The organism is Gordonia polyisoprenivorans NBRC 16320 = JCM 10675, assembly GCF_000241325.1.
Lineage (GTDB): Bacteria > Actinomycetota > Actinomycetes > Mycobacteriales > Mycobacteriaceae > Gordonia > Gordonia polyisoprenivorans.
Map to the genome: position 1 here is coordinate 119,162 of NZ_BAEI01000087.1, position 18,306 is coordinate 137,467.

An 18,306-nucleotide genomic window follows, 5' to 3' on the forward strand; every position below is an offset into this window, starting at 1 on the left:
GTGACCTCACTGCGCCGCCCCGTCGCGGGGGAGGCGTTCGACGCCCATCCCGACCCGTTCGGGGACGTGCATCCGCGCGAAGGTGCGCGAGAGGTCGCCGGGCACGCGGGTGCGGGTGGCGAGGCTGACGAGCATCATCGTCGCGAAGGCGAGCGGTACGGTCACCGCCGCGGGGAAGCCGACGATGACCGCGGGCCATCCGCCCAGTGAGGTGTCCCCGATACCGCCGGCGATCGCCAATGATGTTGCGGTGCCCGACGACAGACCACCGACCAGCATGCCGGTGATGGCGCCCGCTGGGGTCAGTCGGCGCCACCAGATGCCGAGGATCAGCAACGGGCACAGGGTCGAGGCCGCGACCGCGAACACCAGACCGACCGTGCGCGACAACTCCAGAGACGTTGCGGCCACACTGAACACGATGGGGATCACCCCGCCGATCACGGCGGCGACCCGGAAATCGCGGATGCGCCCACGCAGGACGTCGGTGGAGATCGCCCCGGCCACACTGACGAGCAGTCCCGACGAGGTCGCGAGGAACGCGGCGATCGCGCCCGCGGCCACGAGTGCGGCGAGGAGTTGGCCGGCCACCCCGCCGATCGCCGCCGACGGCAACAGCAGCACCGCGGCATCGGAGGTGCCCGTGATCAACAGTTGCGGCACATAGAGTCTCGCGAAGACCCCGAGCACCATCGGGAACAGGTAGAACAGGCCGAGCAGGGCGATCACCGTAAGGGCGGTCCGGCGTGCGGAGCGTCCGTCCGGGTTGGTGTAGAACCGCACCAGCACATGCGGCAGTCCCATGGTGCCGAGGAAGGTCGCGATGATGATCGAATACACCTGGTACAGGGGATGATTGCCGCCGAGCCCACCGCCCGGCGCCACCCAGGACGCACCGGTCGTCGGGGCGCCGGCCACCACCGGGGTGGCTGCGCCGGCGTCGAGCCGGATGGTGCTGCCCGAGCTCAATGTGTACTCACCGGGCGCGCGAAAGGCGGCGTCGTCGACGTGTGAGCCGTCGATGGTCCCGGTGACGTGCACCCCGGCGGTCTCCGGGACCGACAGCACGGTGTCGGTGGTGATGTCGACGGTGGTGGCGACGTCGACGCGCGGTGGGGCGGGCTCGCCGACCGGCTCACGGTGTGCGAGGAACACGATCACCAGGGCCAGCGCGGGTACCCCGATCGCGGTGAGCTTCAACCAGTACTGGAATGCCTGGACGAACGTGATCGAGCGCATGCCACCGCCGACGACGTTGACGATCACGATCACCCCGACGGCCACTGCGCCCACCCAGACCGGTACGCCCAGCAAGATGTTGAGAGTCAGTCCGGCGCCCTGGAACTGGGGAATCAGATACAACACGCACACGACGACCACCACCAGCATCGCCGTCTGGCGTGCGGGTCTCGACGAGAGCCGGAACTCGGCGAAGTCGGGCACGGTGTAGGCGCCCGAGCGTCGCAGCGGGGCGGCGACGAACAGCAACAGCCCGAGATATCCCGCGGTGAAACCGACCGGATACCACAGGGCATCCGCACCGTATTTGGCGACGAGTCCGGCGACACCGAGAAATGATGCCGCCGAGAGGTATTCACCGGACACCGCGGCGGCGTTCCATCGGGAGCCGACGCTGCGTGAGGCCACCAGGAAGTCAGACGTGGTACGCGCGAAGCGCCCACCGTAGGCACCGATGACGATGGTCGCCAGTGCCGCCGCGACGAGAGCGAACGCGGTCAGGATCGTCCCCGACATCAGTCGTGCTCCGAGGGGCCGGCGCCCGCATCGTCGTCGACGACGCCCATGAAGTCGCGCTCGGCCTGCTCGGCCAGATGCACGTAGAGTCTGCCGAACAGATACAGCAGCGGATAGACGAGCACCCCGAGGACCAACCAGGACACCCGGATACCGAACACCGCGTACTCGCCGAGCGCTGGAAAGACGATGCCCAGCAACGGAACCAGTGCGATGATCGCCGTCACGCTCAGGCCCAGCCGCAACGCCAAACCCAGCTGTGCGCGCATCAGGCCGCGGACCAGGGCGTCGCCGACCTCGGTCTGCTCGTGCACCTCCACCCGCGTGCGCACCACGCGTGCGCCGCGTCGGCGGGCCAGCACCACCCGCTCCCGCTGCGGTGGTCGCTCCGGGCCCGAAGGCGTCTCGCCCCGGCCCGAGGTCACTGGTCGTCTCCGGTTCGGTAGGCGCGCATCGGGTCCCGGATGAGGCGATCCTTGAGTTCTCGGACCTGCCGGCGGCTCACCGGGAGTTCCACCGCCTCCGAGTGGCCGTTGGCGCGCACCGCCACCATCGTCGTCGACCCGGAGGCCCGCAGCCCGGTCACCATACCCAGCGCCACCAGATACGACCGGTGGATACGCGCGAAGCCCTTGTCCTGCCACCGGGATTCGAGGGTGGACAGCGGAATTCGCACGAGGTGTGCACCGTCCGCCGAATGCAGCCGGGCGTAATCGCCGACGGCCTCGACCCACGAGATCGAATCCCGTCGGATCAGCGAGGTCACCCCGCCCAGTTCGACGGGGATGACGTCGTCGTCACGCGCGGTCGACTCGGGGGTGGTCGTGGGTGGCGCGGCCGCGGCGGCGACCCGATCCACCGCCTCACGTAACCGGTCCTCGCGCAACGGTTTCAGCAGATAGTCCAGCGCGCCGACGTCGAATGCGTCGACCGCGCGGTCGTCGTGGGCGGTGACGAACACGATCTGTGGGGGACTGCTGAGCTTGCGCAGCACGGTGGCCAATTCGATGCCCGAGAGGCCGGGCATGTTGATGTCGAGGAAGACCGCGTCGATCCGGTGGTCGCCGAGTTCACGCAGCGCTCCGGTGGCGTCGCCGGCGGCGAAGACCTCGCCGATCCCGGGCGCGCGGCGCAGCAGGAACACCAGTTCGTCGAGGGCAGGGCGTTCGTCGTCGACAGCCAGGACCGACAGTGCCATGGGTGTCATACTCGCACCCCGGCACGGAATTTGGGGACCCGCATCCCCACCTTGGTGCCCGCGCCGATGCCGGTGTCGACCACCAGGCCGTAGTCGTTGCCGAATGCCGCGCGCAGCCGATGATCCACATTGGTCAGGCCGACCCGGGCTCCCGCCGACCCGTCGCGTGCGCCCGGGTCCGATGTTGCCGACCCGTCGCGTGCGCCCGGGTCTGATGTCGCCGATTCGTCGCGCGAGGGCGTGGCGTCGGCGGGCGGATCGAGCGCGTCGATGTCTCCGGACCGCAGGAGCTCGGGGTCCATGCCGACGCCGTCGTCCTCGACGGTGATGACGCAGTCGGTGCCCTCGTCGCGCGCGGTGATCGTGATCGATCCGCCGCCCTTGGCGGCGAGCCCGTGCCGCACCGCGTTCTCGACCAGCGGCTGCAGGGCCAGGAACGGCAGCACAACACCCAGAACCTCTGGCGCCACATGCAGTTTCACGTCGAGCGCCGGACCGAAGCGCGCGCGTTCGAGGGTCAGGTAGCGATCGATGTTGCGCAGTTCGTCGGAGAGCAGGGTGTACTCGCCCGCCGCGCGGAACGAGTAGCGGGTGAAGTCGGCGAACTCGATGATCAGTTCGCGTGCCCGGTCGGGGTCGGTGCGCACGAATGACGCGATCGTGTTGAGCGCGTTGTAGATGAAGTGCGGACTGATCTGTGCGCGCAGGGCGAGGACCTCGGCGCGGTCGAGCCGCGCCCGCGAGGCGTCGAGCTCGGCCAGCTCCACCTGATCGGAGACGTACCGGGCGACCTCCGCGATGGCGCCGAGCATGCCCGGGCCCGGGCGACTCACCGTCGCGACGACGAGCGCTCCCGCGCCGGCGTCCCCGGCGATCAGCGGCTCGGCGACCAGCGCGCGCACCGGGGAGTCCGGACCGGACGGATCGTTGACGAGTACCCGCCGCTGCTGCGCCAGCGCCGAGGCCGCCGCCGCGTCGGCCGCGCTCAGCACACGCGTGGTCCACACCGGGTCGTCGTCGTGGGCGAGTGCTTCGGCGTCCGCGTCGTACAGGGCCACCCCCTGCGCAGCGGTCAGCGAACGCAGAGGTGGCAGGGCGTCGCGCGCGGATTCGGCACCGAGCCCGCCCCGTAGTGATCGCGCAGCCAGCGACGCCGTGTGCAAGGCGGTGTGTACGGCGCGCTCGGTCGGCGTCGCGACCACCCGCCGGGTCCGGATGAGGACCACGAGGCCGACGACGATCAGCGCGGCCAACACCACCACGATCGCCGCGAGATCACTCGACATCGGAATTCACCGACTCATTGTCGCGCGATCGGCGAGCCCGGGATCGGAACATTGCCGGATGTGTCGTACAGTTTCTCCGGCGATGGCAGGGGGCCAGCGTGAAGGGGGAATCCAGAATGGTGCGATATCTGTCGGCGAGACTCGTGGGTGCGCTCGGGGTGGCGGGGCTGATTGCGCTTGCGCTGACCGGCTGTTCGGCGCTGCCGTTCAGCAAGTCCACGCCGGTCTCTTCGGTCACCGAGAGCCAGGACGCCGGTGACGACGTCGACTTCGACGCCGCGATCGGGCAGTGCGTCTACCTGTCCGGCACGATGATGGACGCCAAGATCGACCACGCGACCTGCGGACAGGCGCCCGCCAACTATGTGGTGGTGGCCAAATCGCCGACCAAGGAGGCCTGCCCGTCCGACGTCGACCAGACCTACTACGTCACCCAGGGCGGCACCCAACAGGGCGCGCTGTGCCTCGACACGGATTGGGTTGTCGGACAATGCATGACAGTTCCGAGCTTCGGCGACCCGGCGCACGTCCCGTGCAGCTCCACCGATTCCGACGCCCGTCGCATCCTTGCTGTACTCCCCGGAGCGACCGACGAGAGTGGTTGCCCGGACGCGACAACCAACTACTACACCTACGATCAGCGGCACAAGGTCGTCTGCGTGGAGAAGCTGAGCTGAGAGTTCGGCGCCGACAGCGCCCGTCCATGCGCCGACAGCGCCCAGCAAAGCGCTGTCACGGCGCTGGTGAGCGCTGTCGGCGTTGAACTGGGCGCTGTCGGCGGTGAGGAGAGCGCTGTCGGCGCTGGGGAGGGCGCTGTGGGCGTCAGCCCTGGTCGCGCAATTCCCGCCGAAGGATCTTGCCGGTGACGGTCTTGGGGAGATCCCCGACCACCTCCACCGAGCGCGGGTACTTGTAGGCGGCCATCTGCTCCTTGCAGAAGGCGATCAGTTCGTCGGGATCGACGGACTGTCCCTCCCGAAGGGACACATAGGCTTTCACGGTTTCGCCACGATAGTCCTCGGGTACGCCGACCACTGCTGCCTCACGCACCGCCGGATGGGTGTAGAGCACGTCTTCGACCTCACGTGGCCACACCTTGTAGCCCGAGGCGTTGATCATGTCCTTCTTGCGGTCGACGAGATAGAACCAGCCGTCGGCATCCATGAAGCCAACGTCACCGGTGTGCAGGGCGCCGCCGGGGATCGACTTCTCGGTGGCCTCCGGCTTGTTCCAGTATCCGGGCACCACCTGTGGGCCCGACGTCACGAACTCGCCGACCTCGCCGACGGCGACGTCGTTGCCCGCCTCGTCGACGACGCGCACCACCGTGTTGAACACCGGCACACCCACCGACAACGCTCCCGACGCGGGATCGACCGGCGCCCGAACACCCAGCGGCACACCGTGAGACGGAGAATTGGTCTCGGTGAGTCCGTAGATGTTGTGGATGTAGGCCCCGAAGACCTGCTCGAGCCGATCACCCATCGCCGGGGCGATGGGCGCGCCACCGGAGTACAGGATGCGCAGACTCTCGAAGTCGTCGGCGCCGGCACCCGGCGCCGACGCGAGAGCGTTGAATGCGGTGATCGCGGCGACGGTGAACACCGGGCGGTGTTCGCGGATGGCGTCGAGCATGACCGACGGCTCGAAGCGATGTGCCAGGATCAGTGGTGAGCGGGCGATCATCGCGAACATGACGTGACCGACCAGTCCGGTGATGTGGAACAGCGGCGCGATACCGAGGATTCCTTCGCCGGGTTTCAGTCCGGTCCAGTCCCGATAGGTTTGCGCGTTGAACGCCAGATTGCCATGGGTGTTCATGGCGCCCTTGGGATTACCGGTGGTTCCCGAGGTGTAGGCGAGGACGGCCAGATCATCGGGGCCGGGGGAGACTTCGGGGAGATCACCACCGACGAAGTCGTCGATGATGGTCACCAGATCGAGAGTCCCCTCGGGCCGGGTGCGCTCGAGCTCGGCGAACAACCGGGGATCGCAGCGCGTCTGGAAGTCCAACGCGGAGCACGTGATCACCGTGTGCACCGACGTCGCCCCCGACTCGATGACCCCCTTGGCGACACCGGTGTAGAGGTCGTCGAGGGTGAGCAACGCCACGGCACCGGAATCGGTGAGCAGATAGGTGAGCTCGCGGGCCTTGTTCATCGGGTTGATCGCCACGGCGGCGCCGCCGGCCCGCCACGCGGCGAGGAGTCCGATCACGAACGCCGGATTGTTCTGGACGTACAGACCGAGGCGGTCGCCATCGCCGAAGCCATGCTCGCGCAACGTGACCGCGACGGCACGCGAGGCGCGATCGACCTCGGCGAAGGTCAACGACTGATCGAAGTAGATCAGGAAGACGTCGTCGGGATTCTCGGCGACGGCGGCGTCGAACAACGCCAGGCCCGACGCGTACTCCGTCGTGATGTCACCGGCGGTGCCCGGTGGGTACAGCGACAACCACGGCCGCGCGGCGTAGAGACCCTCGCTCACTTGATCACCACCGGGTTGACCGGCGAGCCGGTGGCGTTGTGGATCTTCAACGGTGCTGCGACATAGAAGAACTCGTACACTCCGTCGTCGGCGCAGTCGGCGGCGAGCTTCTCGAGATCACAGATCTCGGTGAAGGCGATGCCGAGGTTGCGCATCAACGCGTTGTGCAGCACCAGGGCGACACCGTTGTTGGGGTCGGTGGTGATCTCGTTGGCGATGGTGTCGGTCACCAGGTTGGGGATCTCCTTGGCCTGGAACCATTCCACGAGTTCGGGCGAGTAGACCAGGCCCGGCTCGCAGAAGTCGTCGTAGAACTTGTCGCCCTGCTGGAAGAACAATTCGAGATGGTTGGTCCGGATGATCAGGATGTCGCGCGGCTTGATCTCGATTCCCTGTGCCTGCGCACACTTTTCGAGATCGGTGTGATCGTAGGTCTCGCGCGGGCCGAGGTGGTCGACGCCGCGGTGGCGCGCCATGTCGAGCAGCACGGCCCGGCCGGCGACGCCACGCTCGGCGATCGGCTCGACGCTGGCCTTGTCGAGGCCGCCGATGGTGGTCCGGGCGTCATACCCGTTCCAGATCTTGCCGCCGTACCAGACGTGGCCCAGGGCGTCGTACTGCGTGGAGCCCTGCAGGAAGGCGTTGATCTTGTCGTCGGCGTAGTGCAGGCCGCCGGGGAACGCGGGGCCGTCGCCACCGTCGTCCCAGTGCGACTCGTCGAGGATCATCTCGCGGGTGGCGGGGCTGCGGCCCGGCCAGACCGGATCACCCTTCGGGTCGCCGATCAGGCGTTGCAGGGTGAACAGCGCGCCCTTCTTGATGAGCGACGCGCCGGCGATCACCTGTTCGGCGGTCAGGTAGTTGAGGCTGCCGACCTCGTCGTCGGGTCCCCACTTGCCCCAGTTGGTCGGCGCGTTGTCGAGGAGTTCGGTGAGTGCAGGAGCTTCGGGAGCGGTGGTCATCGTTGATCCTCCAGTGATGAGCGAATGTTCTGAACTGTCCGAGCGATCGTTCAGGCCGGGTTCAGTGAGATGAGCATCACAGATGCCCCCGGGGTGCGTCAACCCCCTCGGCACAGCGGTGTTCGGGTGACGAAGTGCGCCGGGCGAGTTCAGTTCTGCTGAACTCGATGGCCCATCATCGCCAGGGCGAGTTCGGCGTATTCGGCGGCGACCTCGGCCGGTGATTGCGGGCCGCCGGGCGAGTACCAGTAGGGCAATGCCATGCACATCGTGGCAATGGCCCGTCCGGTGTTGTGCGGGTTGGGGGTGGTGAACTCGCCGGCCGCCACGGCGTCCGCGGCAACGACGTCGAGGTGCTGTTGGACACGGCGTCGGGAGTCGGCGACGCGGGTTCGGTCGGGCTCCTCGAGGCTGCGCATCTCGGTGGCGGCGATGAAGGCGAGGTCGCGCCGGTGCGTGTGGCACAGGGCGAGCGCCTCCACCATGAGCGCGAAAGATGGCACCGGATGCGGGTTTTCATCCGCAGCTGCCGACATCCGCCAGTGCACCTCGGTCATCATGACGTCGAAGAGCGCGACGAGTAGCTGCTGCTTGCTCCGGTAGTGGTGATAGATCCCGGCGACGCTGATCCCCGCCGCGCCGGCGACCACGCGCATGGTGGCACCGTGATAGCCGGTCTCGGTGAACACCTCCACCGCGGCGGCCAGGACGGGATCGAGGTCGAGGTCGGCGAAGTGTCGCCAGTCGTCGTCCCCGCGTGCCGGGGTCGGACGGACGAAGGTATCGCCGGCCAGCAATGCGCCGGCGGTTACCCCGAGCACCGCGGCGACGGCGTTGAGTCGCTCGACGGTGACGGCGACCTTGTTGTTCTCGATCGCGCTCATCGTGCCGACACTGACCTCGAGGCGCCCCGCGAGATCACGCAGGGTCATCCCCGCGTTCTCCCGCGCTCGTCGCACCGCGGCACCCACCGCAGGTTCAGTCACGCTGAACAATGTACGGGTCGAGTCGGGCGCGCGTCGCGATTCGTGCGTTCACCACTGCTGCACGGGTTGCGGCCGTACACTCACGCACGCGATGCGCACACCAGACGACCCTGATCCCCGACGATCGACGAGCGGCCCGGCCCCCGGCGACTACGACCGGCGCCCGTGGCTGGTCCACTATGCGCCGGATCTGGGTGCACACCTGACACCGGGCGTGGCCAATGCGGTGCAGATGTTCGAGGCGACCGTCGCCGACCGGCCCGACGAGATCGCCCTGGACTACCTCGGACAGACGATGACGTGGCGGGAGGTCGACGAGGCTGCCGACGCGGTGGCCGGTCTGCTGGTCGCGCGTGGCTTCGCACCCGGCGATCGACTCGCCCTGCTCCTGCAGAACGACCCGGCGTTCGTGATCTGTCTCGTCGCGGCGTGGCGGGCCGGCGGGATCGCCGCGCTCATCAGCCCGATGGTCACCGCCGACGAACTCCGGCAACGACTCCACGACCACACGCCGACGGCCCTGGTCGCCCTCGACGACCTCTACCTCGACGTCGTCTCACCACTGCTCGCCGACGGAACCAGCAGTGTGCGCGTCGTGATCACCACGTCACCGGTGGACGGACCGAGCGGTCCGGTCGACGAGCCGAGGCTCTTCGCCGAGGTCACCCGCCGCACCGTCGCCGATGCCGTCGACCTGCGCACACTGATCGCGAATGGGCATGCGCGGCAGGGCTTTGCGCCTCGACCGATCGGCCCGCGGGACATCGCGGTGGTGATGGCCACCTCCGGAACCACCGGGCCGCCGAAGGGGGCGTGCCTGACCCACGCCAACGTCGTGTTCAGCGCGCACGTCTACCGACGATGGTGCGCACTCGGGGCCGAGCCGATCCTCGCCGCCTCCCCGCTGTTCCATGTCACCGGTCTGATCGGCGCCGCGGCACTGTCGATGCTGACCGGGTCCCCGCTGGTACTCACCCACCGGTTCCGGGCCGACGTCGTCCTCGACGCAATCCGCCGCACCCGGCCCCGGTTCATGGTCGCGGTGATCACCGCCTACATCGCACTCGCCGACGAACCATCGTTGCTGCCAGAGGATCTCGACTCCCTGGAACTGCGGTTGTCCGGTGGGGCGCCGATCGATCCGGCGATTGCCTCGCGCCTACAGGATCGTCTCGGAGGCTACATCCACAACGTCTACGGACTGACCGAGACGTCGTCGCCGTCGCATATGGTGCCCATCGGCGCGCAGGCGCCCTTCGACTCCGAGACCGGGGTGCTCTCGGTCGGGGTGCCGGTCTTCGACACCGTCGTCCGCATCGTCGGTGATGACGGAACAGATCTACCGCCCGGCCAGATCGGCGAGCTGGTGGTCTCCGGCCCGCAGGTGATCGGCGGCTACTGGCGTAACCCTCGTGCCGATGCCGAGGCCTTCGTCGGTGGCGAATTGCGCACCGGGGACATCGGTTTCATGGATACCGATGGCTGGTTCTACGTCATCGACCGCAAGAGCGAGATCATCAATGCCTCCGGATTCAAGGTCTGGCCCAACGAGGTCGAGCGGGTCCTACGTACTCATCCCGCGGTCATCGACGCGGCGGTGGTCGGCATCCCCGACGACTACCGTGGCGAGTCGGTCAAGGCCTTCGTTGTTGTTGCCGAAATGGAAGCCTCCGAAAAGGATGTCGCCGAAGAGGATTCGGCGGAGACGGTCGCGCCGACCGAGCAGGAACTGATCGACTACTGCCGAGATCATCTGGCGGCCTTCAAATATCCGCGCGAGATCGAGCTGGTCGGCGAATTGCCCCGCACCGCCACCGGGAAGTTGTTGCGGCGCAAGCTGCGGTGAGGTGACCCTGCCCGACCCCACCACCGGCCCCGATCACCGCAACGGGTAGAAATCCGCCTGGTTTCCCGACGCCGCTGCCGCGAGGGTCGCCGCGACCCGCTCGACGTCGTCGCGCAGCGTGGCGATCGTGACGCGCACGTGGTCGCCGCCGCGCTGCGGCTCGACGATGAATGGATCACCCGGTGCGACCTGAATGCCGTTGGCGGCCAGATGGATCAATGCGTTGCGTTCGTCGGAGACGGGCACCCACACATTGAGGCCGTCGGTGCCGCCCACGTCGATTCCCTTGTCCGCCAACGCCTCGACCAGTGCTGCGCGGCGGGCCCGATACGCCGCGCGGGCGTTGTCGACGGCGGCGACGGACGTCTCGTCGGTGAGCAGTTCATAGAGCACCCGTTGCAGCAGGCGCGGGGTCCAGCCGGGTCCGAGCATACGGGTGGCGGTGACCCGGTCGATCACCTCGCGCGGACCGGTCATCGCGGCGATCCGCAGGTCCGGGCCGTGTGACTTGGAGAAGCTGCGCACATGGACCACCTGATCGGGCAGCCACCGGCCCAGGCTGATGTCGGGGGCGGCCACGGCGGCACCGCTGTGGTCGTCCTCGATGACGACGCACCGCGTCCCCCGGACGGCACGCGCGAGATCGCGGGCGCGGGACGCGGTCATACTGACACCGGTCGGGTTGTGGGCACGCGGCTGCAGGAGCGCCACCGTGGGGGCCTGGGCCATCGCGCGGGCGAACGCATCCGGATCGGGCCCGTGGCGGTCGATCGGCACCGGGATGTGTTGCAGGCCAAGGGTGTCGAGGAGATCGAGGAACTGCGGAAACGTCGGGTCCTCGACGATGACGCGGTCACCGAAGCGGGTGACCGCCTGCAGCGAGCGGGTCACCGCGTCGAGGGCGCCGTCGACGACGGTCAGTGCCTGCGCCTTGGACGGCCAACGGGTGCGCAGCAGGTCGCCGAGCTCGGGAACCACGGGATGATCGTGATAGCTGGTCGTCGCGGCCCGCTCGGCCACATTCGACAGTGCGGCTTTCAGTTCGGGGAGCAGCTCGGGGTCCGGTGACCCCTTCGACAGATCGAGCCCGATGCTGCCGTGGGTGCGGGCCATCGTCGCGGTGCGCGACACCCGGGGCACGTCCGGCGCGATGGCGCCGTCGGCGACGAACGTGCCGCTGCGTCCGCGCGAGACCACCAGGCCCGAGCGGGACAACGCCTTCCATCCGTAACTGACGGTCGCGGGGGAGACCCCGAGCTGGGCGGACAGGTCGCGCACCGTGGGCAGGCGATCACCCGGGACGAGTTCACCATTGCGGATCATCCGTCCGATGGCGCCGGCGATCCCCGCAGGCGTGGGGTCGTCGATCACGATGCGCTGCGGCGTCACCTCGGTGGCGGGGTCGTGCACGGTCATCGGATACCTCGGTGGGTCGGTCGGGGCGGTCGGTCGGGGTCGAGAAGTGTCTTGTGAGGAGATTCTGTCGTTTCGGCCCCGCGGTCGTAACACATACTCCATAGTGAGAAATATTCCGGAAATGTTTACTCGCCAGAGTGTCATTTATTCAATCACAAGTTGACGAGTCCCACCGACGACGGAGGAAACAAGCGATGACCGTGATCAGAGCGGCGATCACCCAGGCGGAATGGACCGGGGACGAGGAGTCCATGGTCGTCAAGCACGAAGGCCTGGCCCGTGAGGCCGCGGCTCAGGGCGCGACCATCGTCTGCTTCCAGGAGCTCTTCCACGGTCCGTACTTCGGGATCGTCGAAGACGCCAAGTACTACGAGTACGCGCAGTCCGTCCCGGGCCCGCTGACCGAACGCTTCGCCGCGATCGCGAAGGAACTCGGCATCGTCATCGTGCTGCCGGTGTACGAGGAGCAGATGGCGGGCCTCTACTACAACACCGCCGCGGTCATCGACGCCGACGGCAGCTACCTGGGCAAGTACCGCAAGAACCACATCCCCGACGTCGACCGCTTCTGGGAAAAGTTCTACTTCCGGCCCGGCAACCTCGGCTACCCGGTCTTCGACACCGCGGTCGGCAAGGTCGGCGTCTACATCTGCTACGACCGGCACTTCCCCGAGGGCTGGCGGGAACTGGGCCTGAACGGCGCCGAGATCGTCTTCAACCCCTCGGCCACCAAACCCGGGCTCTCGAACCGCCTGTGGGAACTCGAGCAGCCCGCCGCCGCGGCCGCCAACCAGTACTTCGTCGCCGCCAACAACCGGATCGGCACCGAGAGCGGTGAATTCGGCGACAAGGCGGTCACCTTCTACGGCAGCTCCTACTTCGCCGACCCGCGCGGCAACTACGTCGGCGAGGTCGCCTCCACCGACACCGAGGAGATCGTGATCCGCGACCTCGATCTCGACCTGGTGCGCACGGTCCGCAACGACTGGCAGTTCTACCGCGATCGCCGCCCCGACAGCTACGACGCCATCCCCGCCCGCTGACCGCGCCTTCTCGCGAGAGGATCTCCATGGCAACCACATTCATCCACGGCGGCACCGTCGTCTCGGCCACCGGCAAGGGCACCGCCGACGTCCTGGTCGACGGCGAGCGCATCGTCGCCCTGCTCGAACCCGGTTCGACGGTGCTCGGCGCCGATCTGGCCACCACCGCCGACACCGTCATCGACGCCACCGGCAAGTACGTCATCCCGGGCGGTATCGACGCACACACCCACATGTCGATGCCGTTCGGCGGCACGCAGGCCAGCGACACCTTCGAGACCGGCACGCGGGCCGCGGCGTGGGGTGGTACCACCACCATCATCGACTTCGCCGTGCAGAAGTTCGGTGAGCGACTGCAGGATTCGCTGGCCACCTGGCACTCGATGGCCGACGGCGAATGCGCAATCGACTACTCGTTCCACCAGATCGTGGGCGACGTCAACGCCGACTCGCTGGCCGCCATGGCCGGCCTGCAGGACGAGGGCATCACCAGTTTCAAACTGTTCATGGCCTATCCGGGCGTCTTCTACAGCGACGACGCGCAGATCGTGCGGGCCATGCAGGTCTCGGCCGAGACCGGCTTGCTGACCATGATGCACGCCGAGAACGGTCCGGCGATCGACGTCCTCGCCGAGCAACTCGTCGCCGCGGGCAAGACCGATCCGTACTATCACGGCATCGCCCGCGCCTGGCAGTTGGAGGAGGAGGCCACCCATCGGGCGATCATGCTCGGAAACCTCACCGGCGCACCGCTCTACATCGTGCACGTCTCGGCCAAGCAGGCCGTCGGCCAACTCGCCGCCGCCCGCGACGCCGGACAGAACGTCTACGGTGAGACCTGCCCGCAATACCTGTATCTCTCGCTCGAGGATCAGCTCGGCGCACCGGGGTTCGAGGGCGCCAAGTGGGTGTGCTCGACGCCGCTGCGATCCAAGCACGATCACCACCAGGACGAGGTGTGGCAAGCCCTGCGCACCAACGATCTGCAACTGGTGTCCACCGACCACTGCCCGTTCTGCATGAAGGGCCAAAAGGACATGGGCATCGGGGATTTCACCAAGATCCCCAACGGCATCGGCTCGGTCGAACACCGGATGGACCTGCTCTACCAAGGGGTGGTCGACGGCAAGATCAGCCTCGAACGCTGGGTGGAGATCACCGCGACCACCCCGGCCCGGATGTTCGGCCTCTACGGACGCAAGGGTGTCATCGCACCGGGCGCCGACGCCGACATCGTGATCTACGACCCCGCCGGGCACACGTCGATCGGCATGGGCAAAACCCACCACATGAACATGGACTACTCCGCGTGGGAGGGATACGAGATCGACGGCGCCGTCGACACCGTCCTGTCCCGCGGTTCGGTGGTCGTCGCAGACCGTGACTACGTCGGCACCAAGGGCCACGGGAAGTTCGTCCGCCGTGAACTCAGCCAGTACCTCATCTAGGAGCATCATGGATTTCGGAGTTGTCCTGCAGTGCCATCCGCCGTCGGCGCGCACCATCGCGCTCACCCGCCTCGCGGAATCGCATGGCTTCAGCCATGTCTGGACGTTCGACTCGCACGTGCTGTGGCAGGAGCCCTACGTGCTGTTCGCCCAGATGCTCGCCGAGACCCGGCGCGTCACGGTGGGGCCGATGGTCACCAATCCCGCGACGCGCGATTGGACGGTCACCGCATCGCTGTACGCCACGCTCAACGAGATGTACGGCAATCGCACCATCTGCGGTATCGGGCGCGGTGATTCGGCGGTTCGTGTCACCGGCGGCAAGCCGACCACCCTGCGTGATCTGCGCGAGTCGGTGAACGTCATCCGCGAACTCGGCAATTCCCGTGAGGTCGAGATCAACGGCTCCACGGTCCGATTCCCGTGGAGCTCCGGTTCGTCACTGCCGGTCTGGGTGGCCGCCTACGGCCCGAAAGCGCTGGCACTGACCGGTGAGATCGCCGACGGATTCATTCTGCAACTCGCCGATCTCGACATCGCGTCGTGGATGATCGACACCGTCCGCTCCGCGGCCTCGGATGCCGGCCGCGACCCCTACGACGTGAAATTCTGTGTGGCAGCACCGATGTACGTCGGCGACGACCTCGATCACCAGCGTGATCAGTCCCGGTGGTTCGGCGGCATGGTCGGCAATCACGTCGCCGACATCGTCGAACGCTACGGCACCGACGGCTCGATCCCGGCCGCCCTCACCGACTACATCAAGACCCGTGAGGGGTACGACTACAACCAGCACGGCCAGGTCGGGAACACCCACGCCGACTTCGTCTCCGACGAGATCGTCGACCGCTTCTGCGTGCTGGGGACCGTCGAGGACCACCTCACCAAACTCGAGGCGCTCGGCAAACTCGGTGTCGACCAGTTCGCCGGCTACCTCCAACACGACAACAAGGAGGAGACGATGCGCATGTACGGCGAGCACATCATCCCGACCCTCACCCGCGGCGGCGTCGCCGTGCGAAAGGAGCAGTGAGATGAGCACTCTCGAGAGCTCGGTGCACGAGCGCGCCTATCAGCTCGACCGCCAGTATGTCTTCCATTCGTGGTCGGCGCAGGCCGATCTGAACCCGATGGTCATCACCGGCGGCAGCGGTTGCCGGGTGTGGGACGATGCCGGGCGCAGCTACCTGGACTTCTCCAGCCAGATGGTCAACACCAACATCGGGCATCAGCATCCGCGTGTGGTGGCGGCGATCGCCGAGCAGGCACAGACGTTGTGCACCATCGCCCCGGCGACGGCCAACCTCGCCCGCGGCGAGGCCGCCAAACGGATCGTCGACCGTGCCCCCGACGGGTTGAACAAGGTCTTCTTCACCAACGGCGGCGCCGACGCGGTGGAGAACGCGATCCGCATGGCCCGCCTGCACACCGGCCGTGACAAGGTGCTCAGCACCTACCGCTCCTATCACGGCAACACCGGTGCCGCCGTCGTCGCGACCGGCGACTGGCGACGCGTGCCCAACGAATTCGCGCGCGGCCACGTCCATTTCCACGGTCCCTACCTCTACCGTTCGGAGTTCTGGGCGAGCACCCCGGAGCAGGAATGCGAACGGGCACTGGCACATCTGGAGCGAACCATCGTCGCGGAGGGGCCCGCGAGCATCGCGGCGATCCTGCTCGAATCGGTACCCGGGACCGCGGGGATCATGGTGCCGCCGCCCGGCTACCTCGCCGGCGTGCGCGCGCTCGCCGACAAGTACGGCATCGTCTACATCGCCGACGAGGTCATGGCCGGATTCGGCCGCACCGGAACGTGGTTCGCCTTCGAACCGCACGACGTGGTGCCCGACCTCATCGCCTTCGCCAAGGGCGTCAACTCCGGATACGTGCCGATCGGCGGGGTCATCATCTCCGACGCCATCGCCGAGACCTTCGCCCACCGGGTCTTCCCGGGCGGACTGACCTACAGCGGGCACCCGCTGGCGGCGGCGTCGGTCGTCGCCGCCCTCGACGCCATGTCCGAGGAGGGCATCGTCGAGAATGCCGCACGCGTCGGCGCCGAGGTCATCGGACCCGAACTCGAGGCGCTGGCAGCGCAATTGCCGATCATCGGCGAGGTCCGCGGCGTCGGCGTGTTCTGGGCGATCGAACTCGTCACCGACCGCGCCACCCGGGAACCGCTGCCCGCGGCGCAGGTGGCCGGACTGAAGTCCGAACTCGCCGCGCGCGGGCTGCTCGCGTTCACCGCCGAGAACCGCATCCACGTGGTCCCGCCGTGCATCGTCTCCGACGGCGAGGTCCGCGAGGCCATGGCCATCTATCGAGAAGTACTGTCCAGCACGACGATCGAAGGAGTGACGAAGTGACCACCACGGTGCTCGACCATTACGTCGGGGGCAAGGCATGGGCGGGGGATTCCGAGCGCACCTCTCCGGTCTACGACCCGGCGCTCGGTGAGGTCAGCAAGCAGGTGCGGTTGGCCAGTGCCGCCGACGTCTCGCAGGCCGTCGCCACCGCCGTCGGCGCCTTCGACGGGTGGGCCAACGCCTCCATCGCGGCGCGTCAGGCAGTCATGCTCCGCTTCCGCGAACTGCTCGCCGCGCGGCGCGACGAGCTCGCCGAGATCCTGACCGCCGAGCACGGCAAGGTGCTCTCCGACGCGGCCGGCGAGATCGCGCGCGGACTCGAGGTCGTCGAGCTTGCCCTGAGCATGCCGCAGCTGTCCAAAGGTGAGTTCTCCCAGAATGTCTCGACCGGTGTCGACGTGTACTCGGTGCGCGAGCCGGTGGGCGTGGTCGGGATCATCAGCCCGTTCAACTTCCCGGCGATGGTGCCGCTGTGGTTCTTCCCGCTGGCCATCGCGGCCGGCAACACCGTGATCCTCAAGCCCAGTGAGAAGGACCCGTCCGCGGCGAACTGGCTCGCTGAGCTGATGACCGAGGCCGGTCTGCCGCCCGGAGTGCTCAACGTCGTACACGGCGACAAGGAGGCCGTCGACGCCCTGCTGACCCACCCGGACGTCCCGGCGATCTCCTTCGTCGGGTCCACACCGATCGCGCGGTACGTCTACGCCACCGGCACCGCACACGACAAGCGGGTGCAGGCACTCGGCGGTGCGAAGAACCACATGCTGGTGCTGCCCGACGCCGACCTCGGCCTGGCCGCCGACGCCGCGGTCAACGCCGGATTCGGCAGTGCCGGTGAGCGATGCATGGCGGTGTCGGTACTGCTGGCGGTCGACTCGATCGCCGACGAGCTGATCGAGCGCATCGCCTCCCGGATGGCCGGCCTGCGCACCGGCGACGGCCGCAAGGGCTGCGACATGGGTCCGCTGATCACCGCGGCCCACCGCGACAAGGTGTCGGGCTACATCGACATCGCCAAGGCCGACGGCGCCCGCGTCGTCGTCGACGGTCGCGACGGTGAGTTCGACGGCGGCGCCGACGGATTCTGGCTGGGCCCGACGCTGCTCGACGGGGTGCCGCTCGACTCGGCGGCCTACACCGACGAGATCTTCGGACCGGTGCTCTCGGTGGTCCGGGTGCCCGGCTTCGCCGAAGGCGTCGAGATCATCAATGCTTCTCCCTACGGAAACGGCACGGCGATCTTCACCAACGACGGTGGGGCCTCCCGACGATTCCAGCGGGAGGTCACCGTCGGGATGATCGGGATCAACGTGCCGATCCCGGTTCCGGTGGCCTACCACAGTTTCGGGGGTTGGAAGGCGTCGCTGTTCGGCGACGCGAAGGCGTACGGCAGTGCCGGTTACGCCTTCTTCACACGGGAGAAGGCGGTCACATCGCGGTGGCTGGATCCGTCACACGGCGGCATCAACCTGGGTTTCCCCCAGCATGATTGACCCACTTCACTTTTCGG

The 18,306-nt window shown here is 67.7% G+C and carries 15 protein-coding genes; 7 read left to right on the forward strand and 8 right to left on the reverse strand.

The annotated features are described in order from the left end of the window. Nucleotides 1-6 precede the first annotated feature (6 nt). Genes GOPIP_RS24110 through GOPIP_RS24125 form a run of 4 tightly spaced genes read right to left on the reverse strand, consistent with a single transcriptional unit; the run spans nt 7 to nt 4,239 of the window. Nucleotides 7-1,755: a sodium/solute symporter gene (locus GOPIP_RS24110; RefSeq protein ID WP_006372453.1), complete on the reverse strand. Its 1,749-nt coding sequence runs from the start codon at nt 1,753-1,755 to the stop codon at nt 7-9. Then, on the reverse strand, nt 1,755-2,180 hold the full coding sequence (locus tag GOPIP_RS24115) for a hypothetical protein (protein ID WP_006372454.1): 426 nt from the start codon (nt 2,178-2,180) through the stop codon (nt 1,755-1,757). The genes GOPIP_RS24110 and GOPIP_RS24115 overlap by 1 nt, the downstream gene beginning before the upstream one ends. Continuing rightward, entirely contained in the window at nt 2,177-2,962 is a 786-nt protein-coding gene (locus GOPIP_RS24120; RefSeq protein ID WP_035728798.1) for a LytR/AlgR family response regulator transcription factor, read from the reverse strand. Before GOPIP_RS24120 ends, GOPIP_RS24115 begins: the two co-directional genes overlap by 4 nt. Further along, a complete protein-coding gene (locus tag GOPIP_RS24125; RefSeq protein WP_006372456.1) occupies nt 2,959-4,239 on the reverse strand; it encodes a sensor histidine kinase in 1,281 nt (426 codons plus the stop codon). Before GOPIP_RS24125 ends, GOPIP_RS24120 begins: the two co-directional genes overlap by 4 nt. Nucleotides 4,240-4,355: 116 nt before the next feature. Between GOPIP_RS24125 and lppU the strand changes: the two genes are divergently transcribed. Further along, nucleotides 4,356-4,916, forward strand: a complete 561-nt coding sequence (gene lppU, locus GOPIP_RS24130; protein ID WP_006372457.1) for an LppU family putative lipoprotein — start codon at nt 4,356-4,358, stop codon at nt 4,914-4,916. Between the two features lie 145 nt (nt 4,917-5,061). Here lppU and GOPIP_RS24135 read toward each other — a convergent pair whose 3' ends face one another. From GOPIP_RS24135 to GOPIP_RS24145, 3 genes are all read right to left on the reverse strand, one after another. Further along, complete coding sequence (locus GOPIP_RS24135) at nt 5,062-6,729, reverse strand: class I adenylate-forming enzyme family protein (protein WP_006372459.1); 1,668 nt, start codon at nt 6,727-6,729, stop codon at nt 5,062-5,064. Further along, nucleotides 6,726-7,691: a cyclase family protein gene (locus GOPIP_RS24140; protein ID WP_006372461.1), complete on the reverse strand. Its 966-nt coding sequence runs from the start codon at nt 7,689-7,691 to the stop codon at nt 6,726-6,728. Before GOPIP_RS24140 ends, GOPIP_RS24135 begins: the two co-directional genes overlap by 4 nt. A 149-nt stretch (nt 7,692-7,840) precedes the next feature. Further along, a complete protein-coding gene (locus GOPIP_RS24145) occupies nt 7,841-8,677 on the reverse strand; it encodes a TetR-type transcription factor C-terminal domain-containing protein (RefSeq protein WP_079931252.1) in 837 nt (278 codons plus the stop codon). 91 nt (nt 8,678-8,768) lie between these two features. On the opposite strand from GOPIP_RS24145, the gene GOPIP_RS24150 reads away from it, so the two are divergent. Then, nucleotides 8,769-10,523, forward strand: a complete 1,755-nt coding sequence (locus GOPIP_RS24150) for an AMP-binding protein (protein WP_006372467.1) — start codon at nt 8,769-8,771, stop codon at nt 10,521-10,523. Between the two features lie 33 nt (nt 10,524-10,556). On the opposite strand, the gene GOPIP_RS24155 is transcribed toward GOPIP_RS24150, so the two are convergent. Beyond that, nucleotides 10,557-11,939: an aminotransferase-like domain-containing protein gene (locus GOPIP_RS24155; RefSeq protein ID WP_006372470.1), complete on the reverse strand. Its 1,383-nt coding sequence runs from the start codon at nt 11,937-11,939 to the stop codon at nt 10,557-10,559. A gap of 194 nt (nt 11,940-12,133) precedes the next feature. Between GOPIP_RS24155 and GOPIP_RS24160 the strand changes: the two genes are divergently transcribed. From GOPIP_RS24160 to GOPIP_RS24180, 5 genes are read left to right on the forward strand one after another with little or no spacing between them, the layout of a single operon-like run. After that, entirely contained in the window at nt 12,134-12,982 is an 849-nt protein-coding gene (locus GOPIP_RS24160) for a nitrilase-related carbon-nitrogen hydrolase (RefSeq protein WP_006372472.1), read from the forward strand. Nucleotides 12,983-13,008: 26 nt separating this feature from the next. After that, a complete protein-coding gene (gene hydA / locus GOPIP_RS24165) occupies nt 13,009-14,430 on the forward strand; it encodes a dihydropyrimidinase (protein WP_006372473.1) in 1,422 nt (473 codons plus the stop codon). A gap of 7 nt (nt 14,431-14,437) precedes the next feature. Continuing rightward, complete coding sequence (locus GOPIP_RS24170; RefSeq protein ID WP_006372475.1) at nt 14,438-15,463, forward strand: TIGR03842 family LLM class F420-dependent oxidoreductase; 1,026 nt, start codon at nt 14,438-14,440, stop codon at nt 15,461-15,463. 1 nt (nt 15,464) lies between these two features. Continuing rightward, nucleotides 15,465-16,796 (forward strand): aspartate aminotransferase family protein, encoded by a 1,332-nt coding sequence (locus GOPIP_RS24175; protein WP_006372478.1) that lies wholly within the window; start codon nt 15,465-15,467, stop codon nt 16,794-16,796. Then, on the forward strand, nt 16,793-18,289 hold the full coding sequence (locus GOPIP_RS24180; RefSeq protein ID WP_006372480.1) for a CoA-acylating methylmalonate-semialdehyde dehydrogenase: 1,497 nt from the start codon (nt 16,793-16,795) through the stop codon (nt 18,287-18,289). Before GOPIP_RS24175 ends, GOPIP_RS24180 begins: the two co-directional genes overlap by 4 nt. The last annotated feature ends 17 nt before the right edge of the window (nt 18,290-18,306 follow it).